Annotated in this window: 14 protein-coding genes; 8 read left to right on the top strand and 6 right to left on the bottom strand. The window is 68.4% G+C overall.

The annotated features are described in order from the left end of the window. Positions 1-64: 64 nt before the first annotated feature. Positions 65-721, top strand: a complete 657-nt coding sequence (locus ACFVTC_RS11390; protein WP_390126356.1) for a TetR/AcrR family transcriptional regulator — start codon at positions 65-67, stop codon at positions 719-721. Between the two features lie 107 nt (positions 722-828). Here the strand turns inward: ACFVTC_RS11390 and ACFVTC_RS11385 are convergent, their stop codons facing one another. Both ACFVTC_RS11385 and ACFVTC_RS11380 read right to left on the bottom strand, forming a co-directional pair. Further along, positions 829-1,275 (bottom strand): hypothetical protein, encoded by a 447-nt coding sequence (locus ACFVTC_RS11385; RefSeq protein ID WP_390126355.1) that lies wholly within the window; start codon positions 1,273-1,275, stop codon positions 829-831. A 525-nt stretch (positions 1,276-1,800) separates the two neighbouring features. Beyond that, positions 1,801-2,730: a LysR family transcriptional regulator gene (locus ACFVTC_RS11380; RefSeq protein WP_390126354.1), complete on the bottom strand. Its 930-nt coding sequence runs from the start codon at positions 2,728-2,730 to the stop codon at positions 1,801-1,803. Positions 2,731-2,843: 113 nt separating this feature from the next. On the opposite strand from ACFVTC_RS11380, the gene ACFVTC_RS11375 reads away from it, so the two are divergent. The 3 genes from ACFVTC_RS11375 to ACFVTC_RS11365 all read left to right on the top strand — a co-directional run bounded on the left by ACFVTC_RS11375 (position 2,844) and on the right by ACFVTC_RS11365 (position 5,047). Next, the gene (locus tag ACFVTC_RS11375; RefSeq protein ID WP_390126353.1) at positions 2,844-3,887 is read left to right on the top strand and encodes a zinc-dependent alcohol dehydrogenase family protein; all 1,044 of its coding nucleotides are present in this window, start codon (positions 2,844-2,846) and stop codon (positions 3,885-3,887) included. 152 nt (positions 3,888-4,039) lie between these two features. After that, positions 4,040-4,723 (top strand): NAD(P)H-binding protein, encoded by a 684-nt coding sequence (locus ACFVTC_RS11370; RefSeq protein ID WP_390126351.1) that lies wholly within the window; start codon positions 4,040-4,042, stop codon positions 4,721-4,723. Positions 4,724-4,762: 39 nt separating this feature from the next. After that, on the top strand, positions 4,763-5,047 hold the full coding sequence (locus tag ACFVTC_RS11365; RefSeq protein WP_390126349.1) for a hypothetical protein: 285 nt from the start codon (positions 4,763-4,765) through the stop codon (positions 5,045-5,047). A 425-nt stretch (positions 5,048-5,472) separates the two neighbouring features. On the opposite strand, the gene ACFVTC_RS11360 is transcribed toward ACFVTC_RS11365, so the two are convergent. Next, positions 5,473-5,652 (bottom strand): hypothetical protein, encoded by a 180-nt coding sequence (locus tag ACFVTC_RS11360; RefSeq protein ID WP_390126347.1) that lies wholly within the window; start codon positions 5,650-5,652, stop codon positions 5,473-5,475. A gap of 495 nt (positions 5,653-6,147) precedes the next feature. On the opposite strand from ACFVTC_RS11360, the gene ACFVTC_RS11355 reads away from it, so the two are divergent. From ACFVTC_RS11355 to ACFVTC_RS11340, 4 genes are all read left to right on the top strand, one after another. Then, positions 6,148-6,591 (top strand): hypothetical protein, encoded by a 444-nt coding sequence (locus ACFVTC_RS11355; RefSeq protein ID WP_390126504.1) that lies wholly within the window; start codon positions 6,148-6,150, stop codon positions 6,589-6,591. Between the two features lie 120 nt (positions 6,592-6,711). Next, entirely contained in the window at positions 6,712-8,934 is a 2,223-nt protein-coding gene (locus ACFVTC_RS11350; protein WP_390126346.1) for a trypsin-like serine protease, read from the top strand. 158 nt (positions 8,935-9,092) lie between these two features. Continuing rightward, positions 9,093-13,061 (top strand): polymorphic toxin-type HINT domain-containing protein, encoded by a 3,969-nt coding sequence (locus ACFVTC_RS11345; protein ID WP_390126345.1) that lies wholly within the window; start codon positions 9,093-9,095, stop codon positions 13,059-13,061. Then, on the top strand, positions 13,058-13,537 hold the full coding sequence (locus ACFVTC_RS11340) for a hypothetical protein (protein WP_390126343.1): 480 nt from the start codon (positions 13,058-13,060) through the stop codon (positions 13,535-13,537). The genes ACFVTC_RS11345 and ACFVTC_RS11340 overlap by 4 nt, the downstream gene beginning before the upstream one ends. Before the next feature lie 270 nt (positions 13,538-13,807). Here ACFVTC_RS11340 and ACFVTC_RS11335 read toward each other — a convergent pair whose 3' ends face one another. From ACFVTC_RS11335 to ACFVTC_RS11325, 3 genes are all read right to left on the bottom strand, one after another. Then, a complete protein-coding gene (locus tag ACFVTC_RS11335) occupies positions 13,808-16,591 on the bottom strand; it encodes a formylglycine-generating enzyme family protein (protein ID WP_390126342.1) in 2,784 nt (927 codons plus the stop codon). Between the two features lie 166 nt (positions 16,592-16,757). Further along, entirely contained in the window at positions 16,758-17,528 is a 771-nt protein-coding gene (locus tag ACFVTC_RS11330; RefSeq protein ID WP_390126341.1) for an SDR family NAD(P)-dependent oxidoreductase, read from the bottom strand. A gap of 31 nt (positions 17,529-17,559) precedes the next feature. Further along, on the bottom strand, positions 17,560-18,138 hold the full coding sequence (locus ACFVTC_RS11325; protein WP_390126340.1) for a Type 1 glutamine amidotransferase-like domain-containing protein: 579 nt from the start codon (positions 18,136-18,138) through the stop codon (positions 17,560-17,562). Between the last annotated feature and the right edge of the window lie 39 nt (positions 18,139-18,177).

Genomic DNA, 18,177 nt, shown 5'->3' with positions numbered 1-18,177 from the left:
TGTGCGTCCCAGATTGCTCACCGGAAAATGGGTTGTCCACTCCAGAATCTTCTATGGTGGAGCCATGACGACTCAGAACCGGACGGCGCGGAACCTGCGGAGCGCCCCCGCGAAGCCCCTGACCCCCAAGGGCCGGGCGACCCGCCGACGGATCGTCGCCGCCGCCGCCCAACTGATGTACGAACGCGGCCTCACCGAGGCGACGCTGGAGGACGTACGGGCCGCGGCCGGCGTGAGCGGCTCGCAGATCTACCACTACTTCGCGGACAAGCAGGCGCTCCTCCTGGCCGTCATCGAGTTCCAGACAGCAGCGGTTCTGGAACTGCAGGAACCGCACTTCGCCCGCCTGGACACCATGGCCGGTCTTCGCGGATGGCGTGACTCCCTGGTGGACTACCAGCGCCGTCTGCAGTGCCGTGGAGGATGCCCCATCGGCACGCTGGGCAGCGAGGTCGCCGAGAGCAACCCGGAAGCCCGGCTGGCCGTCGCCTCGGGCTTCCTGCGCTGGGAGGCCGCGATCCGTGAAGGCCTGACGGCCATGCACGCGCGGGGAGAACTCGACGCCGACCCCGACGACCTCGCCCTCGCCACCCTCGCGGCCCTGCAGGGAGGGCTGCTGCTGACGCAGATCCAGCGGGAGGTCCGGCCGCTGGAGGTGGCCCTCGACACGATGCTCGACCACATCGCACGCGTCAGGACGGACTCGCCGGGCAAGCCCTGACGGGAGGGACTCGCCGGGCAAGCCCTGACCGGCCACCGGCTTCCTGTCACCCCTGACATGAACCCCTACCGCTCCGCGGCGGCGTGGTCCGGCAGCAGACGGACGCGTTATCGGTGGACCGGGTGGTGTCCGAACGGGTGCCATCGGTGGTGGTGACCGTCGCCCTGACGGGCGTCGCTGTACGGCTGGTCGCTCCGGGCCCCGTCGGTCCCGCTCCGATCCCCGCCGGTCTCACGCCGGGTGATCAGGTCGTCGCGGTCCTTGCTGACGGCCGCCGTCCTGCGCCGGGACTCGTCGAGCCCGCGGCGCGCGGTGCGGGCACGACGTGCGGTGCGGCGGTATCCGGTCAGCACCAGGCTCAGCCCGATCATGGCGGCGGCCCCGACCACGATGCCGGACAGGAAGAGCGTGCCGGTGGAACCGGTGACGTGGTAGCCGAAAACGGTGAAGCCGTCGGAAGCGAGGGTGTGCCCGCCGCCCGCGTTGCCGAGCACACCGGCCACGCCCACGACTACTGCGACAACAAGGATGATGAGGCCAATGATGACAAACATGGCACTCTCCGGATGTCTACGGCATTTGCCTACAGTCAACGCCGTGGACGGACCGGCGTCCAGCCGGGTCCGGGGGAGTCGAGGCGCGGAGCGCCGGGAGCGCCCACCGGGCGAAGCCCGCGGCAACGCCGGGTGCGGGGGCGGCGGAACGCGGATCCACCGGCGACGGCAGCGTGACGTGGGTGTGGTCACAGGCGTCACCCATCAACGCCGGAGTCGGGACGGCTGGCGGCCGTCAGTCGTTGACGGTGGCGAGGGCGGCGTCCTACCGTGCCGCGCCCGGCACCCCTGAGCATGACGCTCCACCCTCCTCGCAGGCTGGCCGCGACCGAGCTTCGCCGGCTGGCCGTCACCGAGCCTCGTAGGCTGGGCCGCCACCGAGATCACCTCACCTCTCAACAGCCCCGGCCCGCCGACGGGTGAACACGGACCGCCGCGGCCGAGTCGCGGGAATCACCGCTCACGTCCTGGCTCGCCCGCGTGGACGATCCACGTACGTCCGCGGCAGCTGACCCGCCACCGGGGTCAAGGTGCCCCCGCGTCGCCCACCGCGCTGCCGGAGCCGAGGTCGCGCAGGATGTCGAGGCAGACGGCGATCGCGGGCTCCCGCGCCGTGGCGTGGCGGACGGCGACCTCGATCGTGCGCGCCAGCGTCGTGTCCGTCACGGGTCTGACGGTCAGTGCCGGTGGGAGACGGGCCGTGGCCAGGCGGGGGATGAGGACCGGGTGGCCCCCGCTCGCGGCGAGGGCGATCATCGCGGAGAAGTCGGTGCAGGTGTGCCGCACATCGGGCGTGAATCCGGCCGACCGGCACGCCTGGAGGACGGCGTCCCCGCACGCCGTTCGCGCGGGTGCGGTGATCCAGGGCCTGTCCGCCAGCTCCCGCAGGTCGATCGGATCTCCCTCCGGACGCGCCGCCGGGTGATCGTTTCGCAGGACGGCGACCAGCGGATCGGTCCGCAGACGGCGGGTCTCGACGCCGGGGTACGCGGGGGTGGCGAGGTTGGTGTAGCGGTAGACCAGAGCGAGATCGACGCGGCGCTGCAGGAGCAGACGCACGGCGTTCTCGGGCTCGGCCTCCGTGATGTGCAGGCTGAGGACGGGGTGGGCTTTCTCCACGGCGTCGCCGAACGGGGCCGCCAGCGGCACAAGGGCGCTGGGGAAGCAGGCAAGATGCACCGGCCCGGCCGGATCCTCGGTGTCGTGCAGGCGGCTTCGGGCTTGTTCGAGAGCGGCCAGCACGCCCTCGGTGTCCTCGGCCAGTCGGTGCCCGGCCGCCGTGAGAAGGACGGAGCGGCCGGTGCGTTCCAGCAGCCGGGTGCGGGTCTCCTCCTCCAGGAGCCGTAGCTGCTGGGAGACGGCCGAGGGCGTGACACCGTGCAGTTCGGCCACCGCGGTCACGGTGCCGTGCGCGGCCAGATCGCGCAGGAGAACGAGCCGTCGAACATCGAGCATTAGTTCATCTTAAATGCCCTCTGTAGACGATGTAGCTGGACGCGGGCAGGCTCCGGGGGCGACGCTGGCGGCCCAGCCAGTCCGTGACCTGCACCCACGTCAGGAGCCCGACCGTGCGCGCCACCGTGATCCACGGCCCGAACGACATCCGTATCGACGAGGTCCCCGATCCCCGGATCGAGCACCCCGCCGACGCCGTGGTCCGCGTGGTCAACGCCTGCATCTGCGGCAGCGACCTCTGGGCCTACCGCGGTGTGGCCTCCCGCGTCGCGGGGCAGCGGATCGGGCACGAGTTCCTCGGGATCGTCGAGGAGACCGGCTCCGAGGTCTCCGGCGTGCGGCCCGGCGACTTCGTGGTGGCGCCGTTCGTCTGGTCCGACGGGACGTGCGACTTCTGCCGGGAAGGTCTGCAGACCTCCTGCCCGCACGGCGGATTCTGGGGCGAGGTCGGCTCCGACGGCGGCCAGGGCGAGGCGGTCCGCGTACCCTACGCCGACGGCACGCTCGTCCAGTTGCCGAAGGAGGCCGCGGGCGACGAGAAGCTGCTGCCGGGCCTGCTGGCGCTCTCCGACGTGATGAGCACCGGGCACCACGCCGCTCTCTCCGCCCGGGTCCGTCCGGGCGGCACGGTCGCCGTGGTCGGCGACGGCGCGGTCGGACTGTGCGGCGTCCTCGCCGCGCACCGGCTCGGCGCCGGCCGGATCATCGCGCTCGGCCGCCACCAGGCCCGCACGGACATCGCCCGCGCGTTCGGTGCCACCGACGTCGTCGCGGACCGGGGCGAGGCCGCTGTCGAGGCGGTCAAGGAGCTGACCGGCGGTCAGGGCGCGCAGGCCGTCCTGGAGGCCGTCGGCACCGAGGAATCGATGCGTACCGCGATCTCCATCGCCCGCGACGGCGGCGCTGTCGGCTATGTGGGAGTGCCGCACGGCGGCTCCGCCGGTATCGACATCGGCCAGATGTTCGACCGCAACATCACTCTCGCCGGCGGCGTCGCCCCCGCCCGCGCCTACATACCCGAGCTGCTTCCGGACGTGCTCAGCGGTGCCATCGACCCCGGCCTCGTGTTCGACCGCACCGTCGGCCTGGACGGCGTACCGGACGGCTACCGGGCGATGGACAACCGCACGGCCCTGAAGGTCCGCATCGCGTTCTGAGACCGTCCCCACGGGCCGGTGCGAGCGCTTCGTCCACCGGCTCGTGATGATCGAGCCGCCGCGACACGTCCACCGACGCGGTGCCGGTCCACGGCCCGGTTCGCACCCCTTTTGTGCATATTTCGTGCAGAGCTCGTACCGAGGAGGGTTTCATGAAGATCGTGATCGCCGGTGGCCACGGCCAGATCGCGCGACGTCTGGGCCGGCTGCTCGCCGCCCGGGGGGACGGCGTCGTCGGGATCATCCGTAACCCGGCCCACAGCGGTGACCTGTTGGCGGACGGCATCGAGCCCGTCGTCCGCGACCTCGAGACGGCGTCCTGCGACGACGTCGTCCCGGTCGTGGCGGGGGCGGACGCCGTGGTCTTCGCCGCCGGCGCCGGGCCGGGCAGCGGCGCGTCGCGCAAGCACACCGTCGACAACCAGGCCGCCGTCCTGCTCGCCGAAGCAGCCCTGCGCGCCGGGGTCCGGCGGTATGTGATGGTCTCCACCCGGGGTGCCGGCAGCCCGCCCCCGGCCCATGCCGACGAGGTCTGGACCGCGTACATCCACGCCAAGACCGCCGCCGACGACCACCTCATGGCCCAGGACCTCGACTGGACGGTCCTGCGTCCCGCGGCCCTCACCGACGGACCCGGCACGGGCGGGGTGCGGCTCACCGCGGAGCGAAGCGTCGGGGAAGTCACCCGTGACGACGTCGCACAGGTCCTCGCCGCCCTCCTCGACACTCCCGCCACCGCGGGACTCGTCCTCGAACTCGCCGAAGGATCCGTTCCGGTGACCGAAGCGGTCACCCACGCCTCGAGCGCCCGCACGGGCGAGCCCGGACCCGGGTAGGCGAGAGCTCCTCGAACATCCCGCACGGTCGGCGAGGTCATGTCCGACCGCCACCTCGCCCAGGAACGCGGCGGCTGGCCCATCAGCGAACCACCGGCCGGACACGACGCGTTGATCACGCCGCACGCCGCACGCCGCACGCCGCACGCCGCACGCCGCACGCCGCACGCCGCACGCCGCACGCCGCACGCCGCACTCGCCGAGTTGATAACGGCCCAGCACGGCAGTGTGCCGACCGCTCCCGTCAATCCCGCCCCGCCAGTGCGCGGCTGGGCCGGGCTTTACAGCTCCTCGTCATCAATGGGTTGTGGCGCGCGGCTGTAGGCGAGGTCCGACGTGGCAGGTTCAGGAGGCGTTACCCACGAAGGTTCAATCGCTCGACGGCGAACAGTTCCAGGTGCGCGCAGTTCGGGCAGCGGTAGGCATCGATCTGCCATTGCCCGGGAGCCGGGCGACCCGCGTTCGGGCAAGGGTGGAATCAGCTTCGGGGAAACATCACTGCCAGGTACTGGCCGAGGCGCTGGTGAGACATGCCGTGCGAACCGACGGCGGTCGGCGTGAGGCCCTCGTCGCCGAGGCGTAGTTAACGCCGAGGGGAGACCCGCTCATGCCCGCCCGGAATCTGGACTCGCCCGTACTGCTGGGAACCGGCCTGGCGTGACCACGAGTTGGTGAGCCGATGAACCGCCCCCGCACACCGCCCCGGTGGCACTGACGGAGGGCAAGAGGACATCGTCCTGAGCGTGCTGTCAGGCCGCGAGACCGTCGCGGAAGCCGCCCCAGTAGTCCCGCGCGGTGCTGAACTCCGCCTCGGCGCGCCTGGAGAGGGCCTCGAAGCGTGGCCAGGTGAGTTCCCGGCTGTATCCGCGTTGTACGTAGGGGGGACCGGCCTGTTGGACTCGGCGACTGGGCCGTCGCCGCGCAGCCACCCGTCGCGCTGTGACCTTGTATTTGGCCGCACACGTCACCGGGCCCCGCGCTGTCGGCGTGCACGCCACAGTGATCGCTGAGTCCCTGCGGATTTCCACGACCGAGCCGTCCGGTCGTTACGTCTTCTTCACCTCACTCCGCGCAACCGTGTCCGTCTGTGATCGTCTTCACGCAAGTCCTGCGCGCCCGATGTGAATTATGCGGCGTTTGTAAAGTGTACGGAAGTTGTATGTGTGGTTACATGATCATTAAATCGAGCAGGTTTTCGGCGTGATGCGTCTCTATACGTCAGCACATGTCGAAATTGGGGGACCTGTGTGGTAATTCCGCTCGCCCTCACACCCGTGCGCTTCATGCGCTCCTGCTCGCCTGTCCGTGGAAGAGCAAGGATGGCAATGAAAGAACGTGCAGCAGCGCGGGCATGGTCCCGCCGGAAGAGACTCCTTGGAACCGCCGTGGCGGCGGTGGTGGCAGGCGCCCTGGCGTGGTCCGTGATGTCGAGCGGCATGCCTGCCCAGCGTGGGGCTCACCCGGTGGCGGTGGCCCCCGCGGCGGGAGAGGTTCCCGCCTACGCGGTTGAGGACTTCAAGTACCCAGATGCGCAGCGCATCCTGACGGAACAAAACATCAGTCTCAAGAAGGGCGATGGCCACATCACCCTCGCCGACTGCGCGAGCGGTACCGGCCTCCTTGAGATCTGGGCGCGGGAAAAGGACAAGATCTGCTTCCAGGTGGTCGGCAACTCGGGCTGGCTGACGCTGGAGATCCCGTCGGTGTACGCCGTGCGCGGCAACGACTACACGACTGAGGTCGACATGACGGTCGGGTCCGAAGAGAAGAGCTTCGACATCGATCAGAACGCCTGGACCCCTGTTGGGGAGAGCGCGGACGAGCAGGGTCGCGAACACCTGCTCGTGGAGATCAGGTCCTCCAAGTAGTCGCAGCACACGGATCGTTGTCCTCCGACTGCGGAACGGCCGACACGCGGCCCTTCTCACAGCAGACGGATCGGTCCTGACCCTCAGCCTTCGTCAACCTTCAGTTCAAGGAATTCCGTCTTGCGAAACTACAGACAGACGCGCCTCGCCATCGCCGCACTCCTGGCGACAGGTCCGATCGCACTCTGTGCTGCATCCGCGTCCGCTGTCACCGGCCCCGCTGTCACCGACACCACGTTCGCCTACACCGCGCAGATCGTCGTCGGTGACCACGACCACGGCTGCTCCGGCGTCCTGGTCGATCCCGAGTGGCTGCTCACTGCCGCCAGTTGCTTCGCCGACAACCCCGCCGCCGGTATTTCGGTGCCCGCGGGCAAGCCCAAGCTGAAGACGAGCGCGATCGTCGGCCGCTCCGACCTCAACGGATCCGATGGCGCGGCGCGTGAAGTCGTGCAGCTCGTGCCCCGCGGCGACCGCGATGTCGTGCTGGCCCGTCTGAACCGGTCTGTGACCAACGTCGCCCCGGTCGCCCTTGCCACTGCAGCACCAACAGCGGGCGAGCAGCTGAAGTTTGCGGGTTACGGCCGTACTCAGACCGAGTGGGCGCCGCTGAAACTGCACACCGGCACGCTGGCAGTCGAATCCGCCGCCGGCTCCACGGCCGCGTTCACCGGCAAGGACGGTGCTTCGGTCTGCATGGGCGACAGCGGCGGCCCCGTTGTTCGCACCACAGGTGGCGCGCCTCAGCTGGTGGCGCTCAACAGCCAGTCCTTCCAGGGTGGTTGCTTCGGCATCAATGCGACCGAAACCCGCACCGGTGGTGTGGCCGCCCGCGTCGATGACCTCACCAGCTGGGTCAACGGTACGACAGGCGCCACCCGCATCACCGACTTCAACTGTGACGGCGCCGAGGACATCGCGATCGCCGACCCCAAGGCCAGTGTCGGCGGCAACGACAGCGCGGGCGTCGTCCGCATCGTCTACGGGAACAACAAGGGCACGGCCGAGATCAACCAGGATCTCGACTGGGTGCCGGGCGGTGCCGAGGCCGGAGACGGGTTCGGGGAAGCCATCGCCACCACCGATCACAACCAGGACGGCTGCACCGACCTCGTCGTGGGCACGCCCTCGGAAGACCTGGGCGACAGCACCGACGCGGGTATGGTCGACGTTCTGTACGGGGCGCCTGACGGAATCGGCACCGGCTCGGTCAAGGACACCCACTTCGAGCAGGACGCCGGTACCGGCGCGATCGCCGGCTCAACCCCCGAGACGGGCGACCGCATGGGCCAGGCCCTGGCCGCCGGCACCACGATGTCCGGAGAGCCGTTCCTGGTCTTCGGCGCGCCGGGTGAGGGCATCGGATCGGTGCCCAAGGCGGGTATCGCGTTCTATGTGCGTGACAGCAGCAGCATCGGCATCACAACGGCCAACGTCGCTATCAGCCAGGACAGTACGGGCGTGCCTGGTTCTGTGGAGGCCAACGACGGCTTCGCCGGCAGCATCGCCGCCGACGCCAACCACATCGCCATCGGAGCCCCCGGCGAAGCCATCGGCACCGACGCCAACGCCGGCAATCTGGCGGTCTTCAGTCACAAGTTGAACTCCGAAGGCCGACCCACCCCGCTGTTCGGCCTCGACCAGGACCTGGACACCGTCTCCGGTGCCTCCGAAGCCGGCGACCAGTTCGGAAAGTCCCTCGCGATGGTGCCCTACCGGCCCTCGGGAGCGGCCGCCGCCACCGACTCCATCCTCGCGGTCGGCTCACCCGGCGAAGACCTGGACATCGACGGCGTCGACAAGGCGGACGCCGGCAACGTACTCACCTTCCGTATCACCGCCGCCGGTACGTTCACCCAGTTGAACAACTACGACTCGGGCACCGCTTCCGACGACGTGTCCGGCACCTCTGAGGCCGGTGACCGCTTCGGCCAGACCTTGGCCGCCGTCAACACCGCTCCTCGCGCGGTCAGCACCGCCGCGACGATGAAACTCGCCGTCGGTATCCCGGGTGAAGCGGTCGGTACCGCGGCCAAGTCCGGCGCCATCACCACGTTCTCGCTGATCGGGTCGCCCGGCGCGAACGACCGCTGGATCGAGGTCGGCACGTCCGGCCTCCCGGGCCAGCCGGCTGCCGACCAGCAGTTGGGCACGAGCGTCCACTTCACCGGAACCAGGCTCTACGTCGGTATGCCCTACGGCCCCTCCAGCTATGGCGCACTCCACGCGTTGCCGCTGGCCAACGTGACCGCAGGCGGAACCAACGCCGCGATCACGACCTATCAGCCCGGCCAGGGCGGTCTCCCCGCGGCCGGCGCCCGCTTCGGCCACGCCGCTCGCTGACTCGAGCGACCGCGTAGCGAAAGATCACGTCGGATACGCCAAGGGCCCCGAAGGATCCGCTCCTTCGGGGCATTGGGCGTTGGCGGCTGCGTAATCGGACCCGGCGTGGTGCCCCCGCAATCGGCCCGGCACTGACCTCGGGTCGTACGAGCTGCCGAATGTTGACCAAGCAAGGGAGTAATGCCTTGAATGCCAGATGGCTGGCCGTGCCTGGATGGCGCGGCGTCGTGGCCACACTGATAGCCCTGGTGATGGTGCTGGGCATCGATCTGCGTCCCGCTGAGGCCGTGGACGGGCCGCCGGAGTGGGACAGATCCGATGTTCTCCTGCAATGGGAATACGGTGGCCCGGGTGTGAAGCGAGCGGCCGAGGCGGCCCTGCTGGGGTCGGATGAGGACGTCCAGACCTTCATGGACGAGGATCTTCCGGCCATCCAACTGGAGGATCTGCGGGTACAGGTCGCCCAGGTCATGGCGATCGGCGGTCCGGCCGTGCGCACCGCCGCCGATGCTGCCCTGAGCGGCGGCGAGGAAGATCTGCAGGGCTTCCTCGACGACTCGTTCGTCCCGGCCCACGAGGAGGATCTCCGCGTCGAGGTGGCGCAGGTCATGGCCTCCGGCGGTCCGGGGGTGAAGAAGGCCGGCACGACGGCACTGGACGGTACCGCCGACGACTGGAGCGCCTTCCTGGACAAGGGCCAGTACCGGGCCCGGCAGGATGACAACCGGGTCCGCGTCTCCCAGCTGATGTTCTCCGGCGGCCCGAACGTCAAGAAACTCGCGGGCCAAGCCCTCGACGGAACGGCCGAAGACGTACAGGACTTCCTGGACGACGGGTGGGCGGTCGCCGCCGCCCGCGATCAGGAGACGCTCAGCGTTTCTCAGCTCGCCGATCTCGCCGACACGGCGCAGAAGCGGGCCAAGGAGCTGACGGAGACCGCCAAGGAGGCGGCGGCCAAGGCGGAGACGGCCACGAAGGCGGCCAAGGCGGCGGCGCAGACCGCGGCTGCCGAGGCACTGAAGTCCAAGGATTCGGCAGGTAGGGCGGCGGCAGCCGCGTCCCGTGCGGCCGCCGCAGCAGACCGGGCGGCGCAGGCGGCCCGTACGGCGGTGTCCGCGGCCGCGGCGGCCAACGCGACCGCGCGCGTCGCGGCTTCCGCCGCTGCGCAGGCAGCCTATGCCGCCACCCGAGCAGGGGGCGCGGCGTCCGCGGCCAGGTCGGCGGCGGCCTCGGCTGCTGGCGATGCCCAGAAGGGCAAGCAGGCACGGGAGGCCGCGCAGAAGGCTCGCGACGCGGCTAAGGGAGCCCGCAAGGCGGCTGACGCCGCTGACCAGGCCGGTATCGCCGCCGACAACGCCGCGAAAGCGGCCGCATCCGCGGCCAGCGCCGGCGAAAACGCCGCAGCGGCGGCCGCAGCGGCAGCCGACGCGGGCCGCTGGGCCGGCGAGGCGGGTGCCAAGGGCGACGAGGCGGCCGCAGCGGCCGCCCGGGCCAAGCGGCTCGCCGGCCAGGCCACTCGCGCGGCGGCCTCCGCAGAATCCAACGCCAAGCAGGCCGGAAAAGCCGCCAGGGAGTCGCGTGACGCGGCCAACGACGCGGCAGCGCATGCCGAGGCAGCAGCCGCCGCGGCGGACAAGGCAGCCGACGAAGCCGGCAAGGCAGTCGATGCCGCAGGGGACTCCACAGCCGCCGCGAACGAGGCCACCAAGTCCGCCGACAACGCGGTGACGGCAGCCGAGCAGGCGTCCACCGTGACGGACCTGGCCCGCAAGGCTGACGCCGAGCGGCTGACCGAGCAGCAGGACGAGGCCGTACTGGAAGCCGATGAGGCGAGCCGCGCCCACGACGCCGAGGTCGCTACCGCCGAATGGGAGGTGGGCCGCCTCCAGCAGCTCGACTCCGATACGCAGCAACTGCTGAAGGACGCCGAAGCGGCGAGCGACCCCACCGTCACGGCCGCAAAGGGACGGCAGGCCGCGGTGACCCTGCTCAGCAGCGGCGGGACGTGGGTGAGGGACGCCGCTGAGGAGGCACTGTCCGGCACGGACGAAGACGTCGCCGAATTCGTGCGCACCCGGCTGTCGGTGGCCATGGAACAGGACGACCGCGCCAGCGTGGCACACGTCGCGGCCACTACCGACATCCCCGCGCAGCGGCAGGCCGCCGTGGACACGGTGGATCAGCCGGTCGACAAGGTCCGTGAGTTCCTGCGAACACGCTCCTACCCGGGCAAGGAGGACGACGACCGCGTCGCCCTGGCGCAGATCGCGGCCAAGGGCGGCCCGGGAGTGAAGGCCGCCGCCAGCCAGGCGTTGGACGGTAGCGCTGCCGATGTCGCCCAGTTCCTGCAGACCGGGCAGTACCAGGCGCAGGAGGACGACGACCGCGTGGCGGTCACCGAGGCCCTCGCGAACGGAGGACCCGAAGTCCAGGCGGCTGCGCAAGCAGTGCTGTCGGGTCCACCGTCCGGACTGCGTTCCTTCCTGGAGGTCGGTCTCTACAAGGCGCGGCAGCGTGACGCCAACGCCGCCGCACATATCGCTGAGGTCGGCACCCTGCTCAGTGCCACGTACAAGTCGGCGTGGCTGGCGCAGAAGGACGCCGCCGAAGCTCAGAAGGTGGCCGCACAAGCCCGTAAGGACGCCCAGAAGGCCATCTACTGGTCGGACCAGGCGCAACACTCCTCGGAGCAGGCGAACACGTACGCCGAGCAGGCGGACAAGTCCGCCGACCAGGCGAAGAAGTCGGCCGAAGACGCCGCCCAGTCCGCCAAGACGGCCCGCGCAGCGGCCGCCTCCGCCCGAGAGGACGCTCAGTCGGCCACCCGATCCGCCATAAGCGCTCAGCATTCCGCCGGCGTTGCGCGGAACTACGCTTTTGAGGCCGACGCAGCAGCCTTCGACGCAGGGGTGTCCGCTGCCGCAGCAGGTGAGGATGCTGTGGCGGCAGCCAAGGCGTCCTCCGAGGCGATGAAGGCCGCCGCGGACAAGCTGGTCGCGGAACTGAAAACCCAGGTGAAGAAGGAACTCCAGGAGGCGAGCAAGCCGGTCACCGATGAGGAACTCCGCAAGGCCCTGGAAAAGCGGCTGGTCATGTACCGGGGCGATGTCCTTGAGAACGGAGACCTGAAGCCGGGTGAGACGCTGCTGGTCTGCGGAGGAGACGGCGCGGGCGGCATGGGGTGCATCACCAGCACCTATCTCGACCGCCTGATCGCCTGGTACGTCGGCGCAGACGAGATCGAGGCATGCCTTCACGACGCGAAGCCGTCCTGCTTCGCGGGACTCGCCCTGGCCGCCCTCAAGCTCAAGGTCCTCAAGAAGCTCCCGTGTGAGAAGAACAGCTTTGCCCCGGGCACACGGGTGCTGCTCGGTGACGGTCGGACCAAGGCGATCGAGGACATCCGTGTCGGCGAGAAAGTCCTCGCCACCGATCCAGTGTCCGGACGCACCCAGCCGGAGCCGGTGCAGGCCACCATCACAGGTCAGGGCGAGAAGTCGCTTGTGAAGGTCACTGTCGCGGGCAAGAGGTCGGGACGAGACGGAACGGTGACCGCGACAGCGAGGCACCCGTTCTGGCTCCCGGAGGCCCGTGCCTGGAGCGATGCCGGAAGTCTCGCGCCCGGCACGCAGCTGATGACGCCAACGAGCGCTCGCACGCGAGTGACCGCGGTGAAGGCATGGACCGCGCAGGACCAGCGTGTCCACAACCTGACGGTCGCCGACCTCCACACCTACTACGTCGTGGCGGGCCGGACGCCTGTTCTCGTCCACAATTCAGGTTGCTCCATCGGCTTCACAGCCGACACGGTCGCGGATGCCTTCACGGGCATGAACAAGGGAGGCGGTCACGCCGTCCGCTACCTGATCAAGGAAGGGTTGATCCCGAACAAGGGAAGCGTCGCCTCCCAGGTGAAGTACTTCCAAGACAACTTCTCGCAGATTCTGACAGCGCCGGAGAAGACGTTCGACTGGAAGATCGGTGGCACGCAGGCAAAGGGCTTCGCGCGAAAGGTCAACGGCAAGGTTGTAGTGGTCTTTGTCGCGAAAGAGGGGCAGTACGCGGGTAAGATCCTTAGCTCGGTGGTGCCCGGCGCGAAGAACATGACGAAGTGGGATCTCTGGTGAACGACATCGAAGAGGCCATTAGGTGGAGTGGCCCTGCCGTCGTCGTCCTGTTCACACTCGGGACATCCGAATCCTTCCTTGAGGAGAACGACTTCGAGGTCGCGGGCATGAAGCCGGACGACGTCGAACCGTTCCGGCTCGGCGCGGACCCCGAGGGCCAGCGAGGAGTCGTCCAGTCGTACGACCTCACGTTCGAAGACGACGACCACGACTTCGTCCCCTACTTGCGGGAGTGCTTGCGGAGGGCCTCCGCGGAAGCGGCAGGGATCGCATGGCTGGCGTTCGAGGGTTCCTTCCACTACGAACACCTCTTCACGGATGACGTCGCGGACAAGATCTACGGATACTGCGTTCCGGGTGCTGCTCCTGTGGCCATTTGGGACGATGCGATCTTGAAGAGTGATCGATGGAAGTGTGAGATCGGCGAAGTGCGCTCTGTCATGGAGCGTGATTTCCCGATGCCCCAGAGGGATTGATCCACAGAAGTCACGGTTTCCCTTCCCGGAGGTAGCCGGGTGGAAGCCGTGACTTCTGACTTCTGGCGTTGGCCGTCATGTGGTCAGCGTATGGCGAGGCTAGGCGGTCGCTTCGTACCTCTCTTCGAGCGACCGCCCGATCTCTTCTCGCGACACAGGCGTCTCGGAACCCTCTTCCCTCGCGCACGGTCGGGAGTCGCCGATGCGATCAGCAGGGAAAATCTTCCCAGCAGCAGGCGCGGACCAACGCTGTCGCACGAGTAGCCGCCATCACTCCAGACGCCCCGAGACGACCACCCGGAATCCTTGGTCGTAGTCGAAGAAGTCCGGTGGGTGGCGCCCTCGGTAGGCGCAGCGCCCGTAGAGCTGCGGGTCGATCCAGGAGCTGCCCCGGACGACGCGATAGCCGTGGTCGTTCTCGTCCTCGCGCCCGTCAGCCGGATCATACGGGTAGGAGCGGTGCAGGCTCCTGGTCCATTCCCACACGTTCCCGGTCATGTCCGCGCAGCCGAACGGGGAACGTGTCACCGCATAGGCTCCGACCGGGGTCGGTCCGAGGACCTGGCCCTCCCGCGTGTTTGCGAACCGGGAGTCGCCGTTCCGACCCCAAGGGTAGGCAGGCGAACCGAGTCCCTTAGCCGCGTGCTCCCATTCGATCTCGGTCGCGAGCCGGACGGTGTGGGTTTGGTCCAGGCGGCCCGCCAGCTTCAGTTGTACGGTGAGCCAGGCGCAGTAGGCCATCGCCTCGTACCATGTCACCCCCACCACCGGGTGGTTGGGCCGACCGTACCGCTCGTCCTCCCAGAAGGCTGGTCGGGTTCTTGACCTTCTCGCGTAGTACTCCTCCAGTTCTACGATCGCCCGTTGGTCCGACTCGGACACCAGGGCTCGCCAGCCCGAGATCTCCTTGGACGCCCCCGGCGTCTGTTGCCAGCGTGCCAAGGTGCCGGGATCGACGCTGAGATGGCGGCGCAGATTGAGGAACTCCGCTTCCGGGCCGCCTCCGGGGTTCTCGCCTCGCAGCCAGGCACGGCCCGCCTCCGTCCAGCACCCGAACTTGCGGTAGCCGTCGTCCTCCACGAACCGGCCATACTCGGCGTTCGTCACAGGGTGGACGCCGATGCGGTAGACCACTAGGCGGACAGAGTGCCGCGGCTCCTCCTCCTTTCCGAAACCGTGCCCCTCACGGGAGAGCTGCCGGGTGACCCGTCCGGTGCTGCCGATCCGGGTCTTGCCGCCGGGGACTTCGACGAGCGGGCCGAGACAGACGGGTCGGTCGTCGACCGTCAGTTGTTCGAACCGCCCGTCGCCCAGGTCTCCGAGTACGTTTCCTGCCGCGATCCGGGCTCTGAGGTGCACGGCGGGATCGGACATCTCCCGCTGCAGGTCCGCCACCAGCAGTGATCGCAAGGACACTGCGGTCGCGACGCCCGCCTCCAGTACGCACCGGGCGGCCAGGATCGGATTGACCCCGCGGACCGACTCGATGAACGCGGAGGGGTCCTCCGCCAGGCCGGCCGCGAGGACGGTCGTCTCCTCCCAACCGCTCGAGGGTGGGGGAGGCAGGGGCTCATTCGGTCCGAGCGGTCCGGCATCGGGCATTTCCACTGCCAGTCGGGGGACGGCCACCTGTGGCGTCAAGTCCTCCCCCGACCGCCAACGGCGCAGCATCTCGCGCGCGGCCATGGCCTCCTGGAGCAGGTGATGGTAGAAGAAGATCTCCTCCTCGCCCTCGGCTCCGGCGTGGGATTCGAGAAGACTTGTCGCCAAACCGAGTTGGATTATCACGTCGGACGGCGTGTAACCGCTGTCCAGCGGGGCGTCCACCTGGTGTCTGAGCAGCCGTGCCATGGCGGAGTAGGAGAGCTTTGTTCCCTCGCCGCTGGCCAACATGGACCAGGCGAGTTGTGCCAGTGCCGTGAACAGCACTGTCTGGGGTGGCCAGTCGGTGTGACCTTTGCTGGACTCCCTCCGGAACAACACCTCGATGAAGTTGGTGAACAGCAGAGCCCGATTGGTGGGCAGGTCTCCCTCGAACAGGTAGATCGCCGTGAGCATTGTCAGGAGATAGGGGTTCCGTGCCAGGCTGACGAGGTTGTCGCGCCCCGCTGCGATCCGCATCCAGAACGAATGGGCGGATTCGTCGCCCAGATACTGCTCCAGGAACAGCCGGATCCGGGCGTCGTCCAGAGGGTCGATCTCCACCTGCTGGACTCCCAGCGGTTCGGAGTAGTCCCGTTGCCGGCAAGAGAAGATGAACTGGTTCTCCGGCCACCGGTTGACGAAATCCCGCCATGAGCGGATCTTGCCACGGAACTCCTGATCGCCGGCCCGCGGCATCTCGTTGAGGGAGTCGACCAGGAGAAGCAACTCCCCGCGCGCCAGCAGGTCACGCACGGACACGGAGTCGCCGAGCCTCTGCCGCGCCTGGTCTGCCACGAAGGCGTAGGGGTCTGTGTAGTCGCGGTAATCGGCCAGGGTGACCAGCAGCGGCAGCCTGCCGGCACCCGTACGCAGACGTGTCTCAGCCGCCTCCAGCGCCAGCTTGCACAGCACGGTGGTCTTCCCGGCGCCTGGTTCCCCCAGGACGACGAAGGTGTCGTACCGGCGAGCCACCGTGGAGATGTCGGGTACACGCTCGCGGAAGACACGCCGCTCAGCTCCCTCGCCGCGGGCGTGGAGGATGCTGAACTCCGGGTGGACCTCCAGTATTCCGGACGGGTCCTGCACGACTGTCAAGGTGCCGGAGAGCGGGACGAACTGGGTGCCCCAGCGACGCAGTACCGGGCTGACGATCATGGATGCCAGGTAGGACGACTGGTTGCGGGCAACCATGGATGAGAGAGCCGTCGCGGCTTCGAGCGAAACCGTCGCCCCGGTGTCTTCGCCCGAGAGCGACATCGTGCGCCGGCCTTCGCCGTCCGCGAAGCGGATCGAAGTGCCGGGCTGTTGGAGCATACGGACCATGCCCTCGAGGGCCTGCTCCAGTTGCGTCTGGGAGTAGCCCGACAACACGACGATCTGGTCTCGCCCGATGAAGGTGCCAGAGTCCACGTCACCGTGAACCACCGCGCCACCTTCGGTTGAGACCGACTCAGGCTCGGACATGATCGCGCAATCCTCTGTGCGGAGACATACCGCTCGTTCCGTCAGGCCGCCGGGGCGGGAACTCGCTGCTTGTAGGTGTGCCACCGTTCGGTGTCGCTGTAAAGCGTTGTGCTCACCCCGAGCGCGACACGAAGTCCGTGCGGCCCCCGTCCACGGTCAGGGCCTGCGCGGTCACGAAACTCGCCTCGTCGCTGGCGAGGAACAGGATGGCGTTGGCCACCTCGTCCGGCCTGCCGGGCCGTTCCAGGATTGTCCGGCCCACGATCCCGGACGTCGTGGTCCGTGCGTGGTCCCCGTCCATCATGTCGGTGTCGATCAGACCGGGACACACGGCGTTGACGGTGACCGTGGGGCCGAGTTCGAGGGCCAGACGCTTGGTCAGTGCGATTAGTGCCGCTTTGGTGAGAGAATACGGCGTGTTGTCCGCCGTGGCCATCCCGAGTCCGGCCACCGAGGCGACGTTCACGATGCGTCCTTGGCCGTGGCGGCGCATCAGCCCGGCCGCGGCCTGCGCGCAATGAAGGGGACCTTTGAGGTTCACCGACCAGAGACCGTCCAAGAGCGATCCGTCCATGGTCAGGCCTTGTCCGGGCTCCCACAGGCCGGCGTTGTTGACAAGGATGTCGAGCCTGCCGAACCGTTCCTCGATGGCACCGAACATGAACGACACCTCGGCAGGGCGTGCGACATCGGCCGCCATGACAGTCGCGCTGCCCCCGGACCGCGTCACCTCCTCGGCGACTCGACGCGCGGCAGCCTCGTTCCGGACGTAGTTGACGACTACCTCGGCACCTTCACGGGCGAACGCCAGCGCTGTTGCCTGGCCGATCCCCCGGGAGCCTCCGGTGATCAGAGCGACCTTTCCAGCCAGTCGGTGCACCACGACTGCTCCTAGTCCTGGGGGTCCTCGGGTTTTATCCGTTGATCCGCCACTGATCGCCTTGGACGGTCAGGAATTCATGGTCACGGACGAGGACGAACCTCGGACCCGCCGCGTACAGATCAGCCAGGGCCGTCTTGTACTCTTCGACGAACTCCTCGTTGCCATAATGGACGAGCGGGACGAAGTCGATGAGCCCCAGACCCGCGTACGATTCGAGTTCCGGAGCCTCCTTCGGGTCGTCCATCATCTTGATGGGTTCGATGGTGGGACCCAATAGAACTGAGCCCGCACTCGAGCCGATATACGGTGTGCCGTCTTCGATGAGCTCACGGAGCATCGTGTCGAATCCGCTCCGGCGTGCCTCCTGCAGCAGGTAGAAGGTGTTGCCCCCACCGACGAAGATGACATCGGCCTGCTTGAGAGCCTGTCGGAGGTACTCCTGGGGGGTGGCTGCGATGTCCACATCAGTGACGTGGAAACCGAGGCTCCTGAGCTTTGCACGGTCGTTCTCGGTGCCCTCCTTGTTCGTGGAGGGATTAGAAGCCGTGGGGATGAAAGCCACCTTCAGCTCATGTGGATCACGGTCCATTTCGACCACGATCTGGTCCATTACCTCGCAGGCAATCGAAGTGAGGAACAACGGCATTAC

Origin of the sequence: Streptomyces sp. NPDC057950 (assembly GCF_042887295.1) — a bacterium.
Lineage (GTDB): Bacteria > Actinomycetota > Actinomycetes > Streptomycetales > Streptomycetaceae > Streptomyces > Streptomyces kaempferi.
Note: the sequence above shows the minus strand (reverse complement) of the source record. Positions and strands in the feature narration are given on the sequence as shown.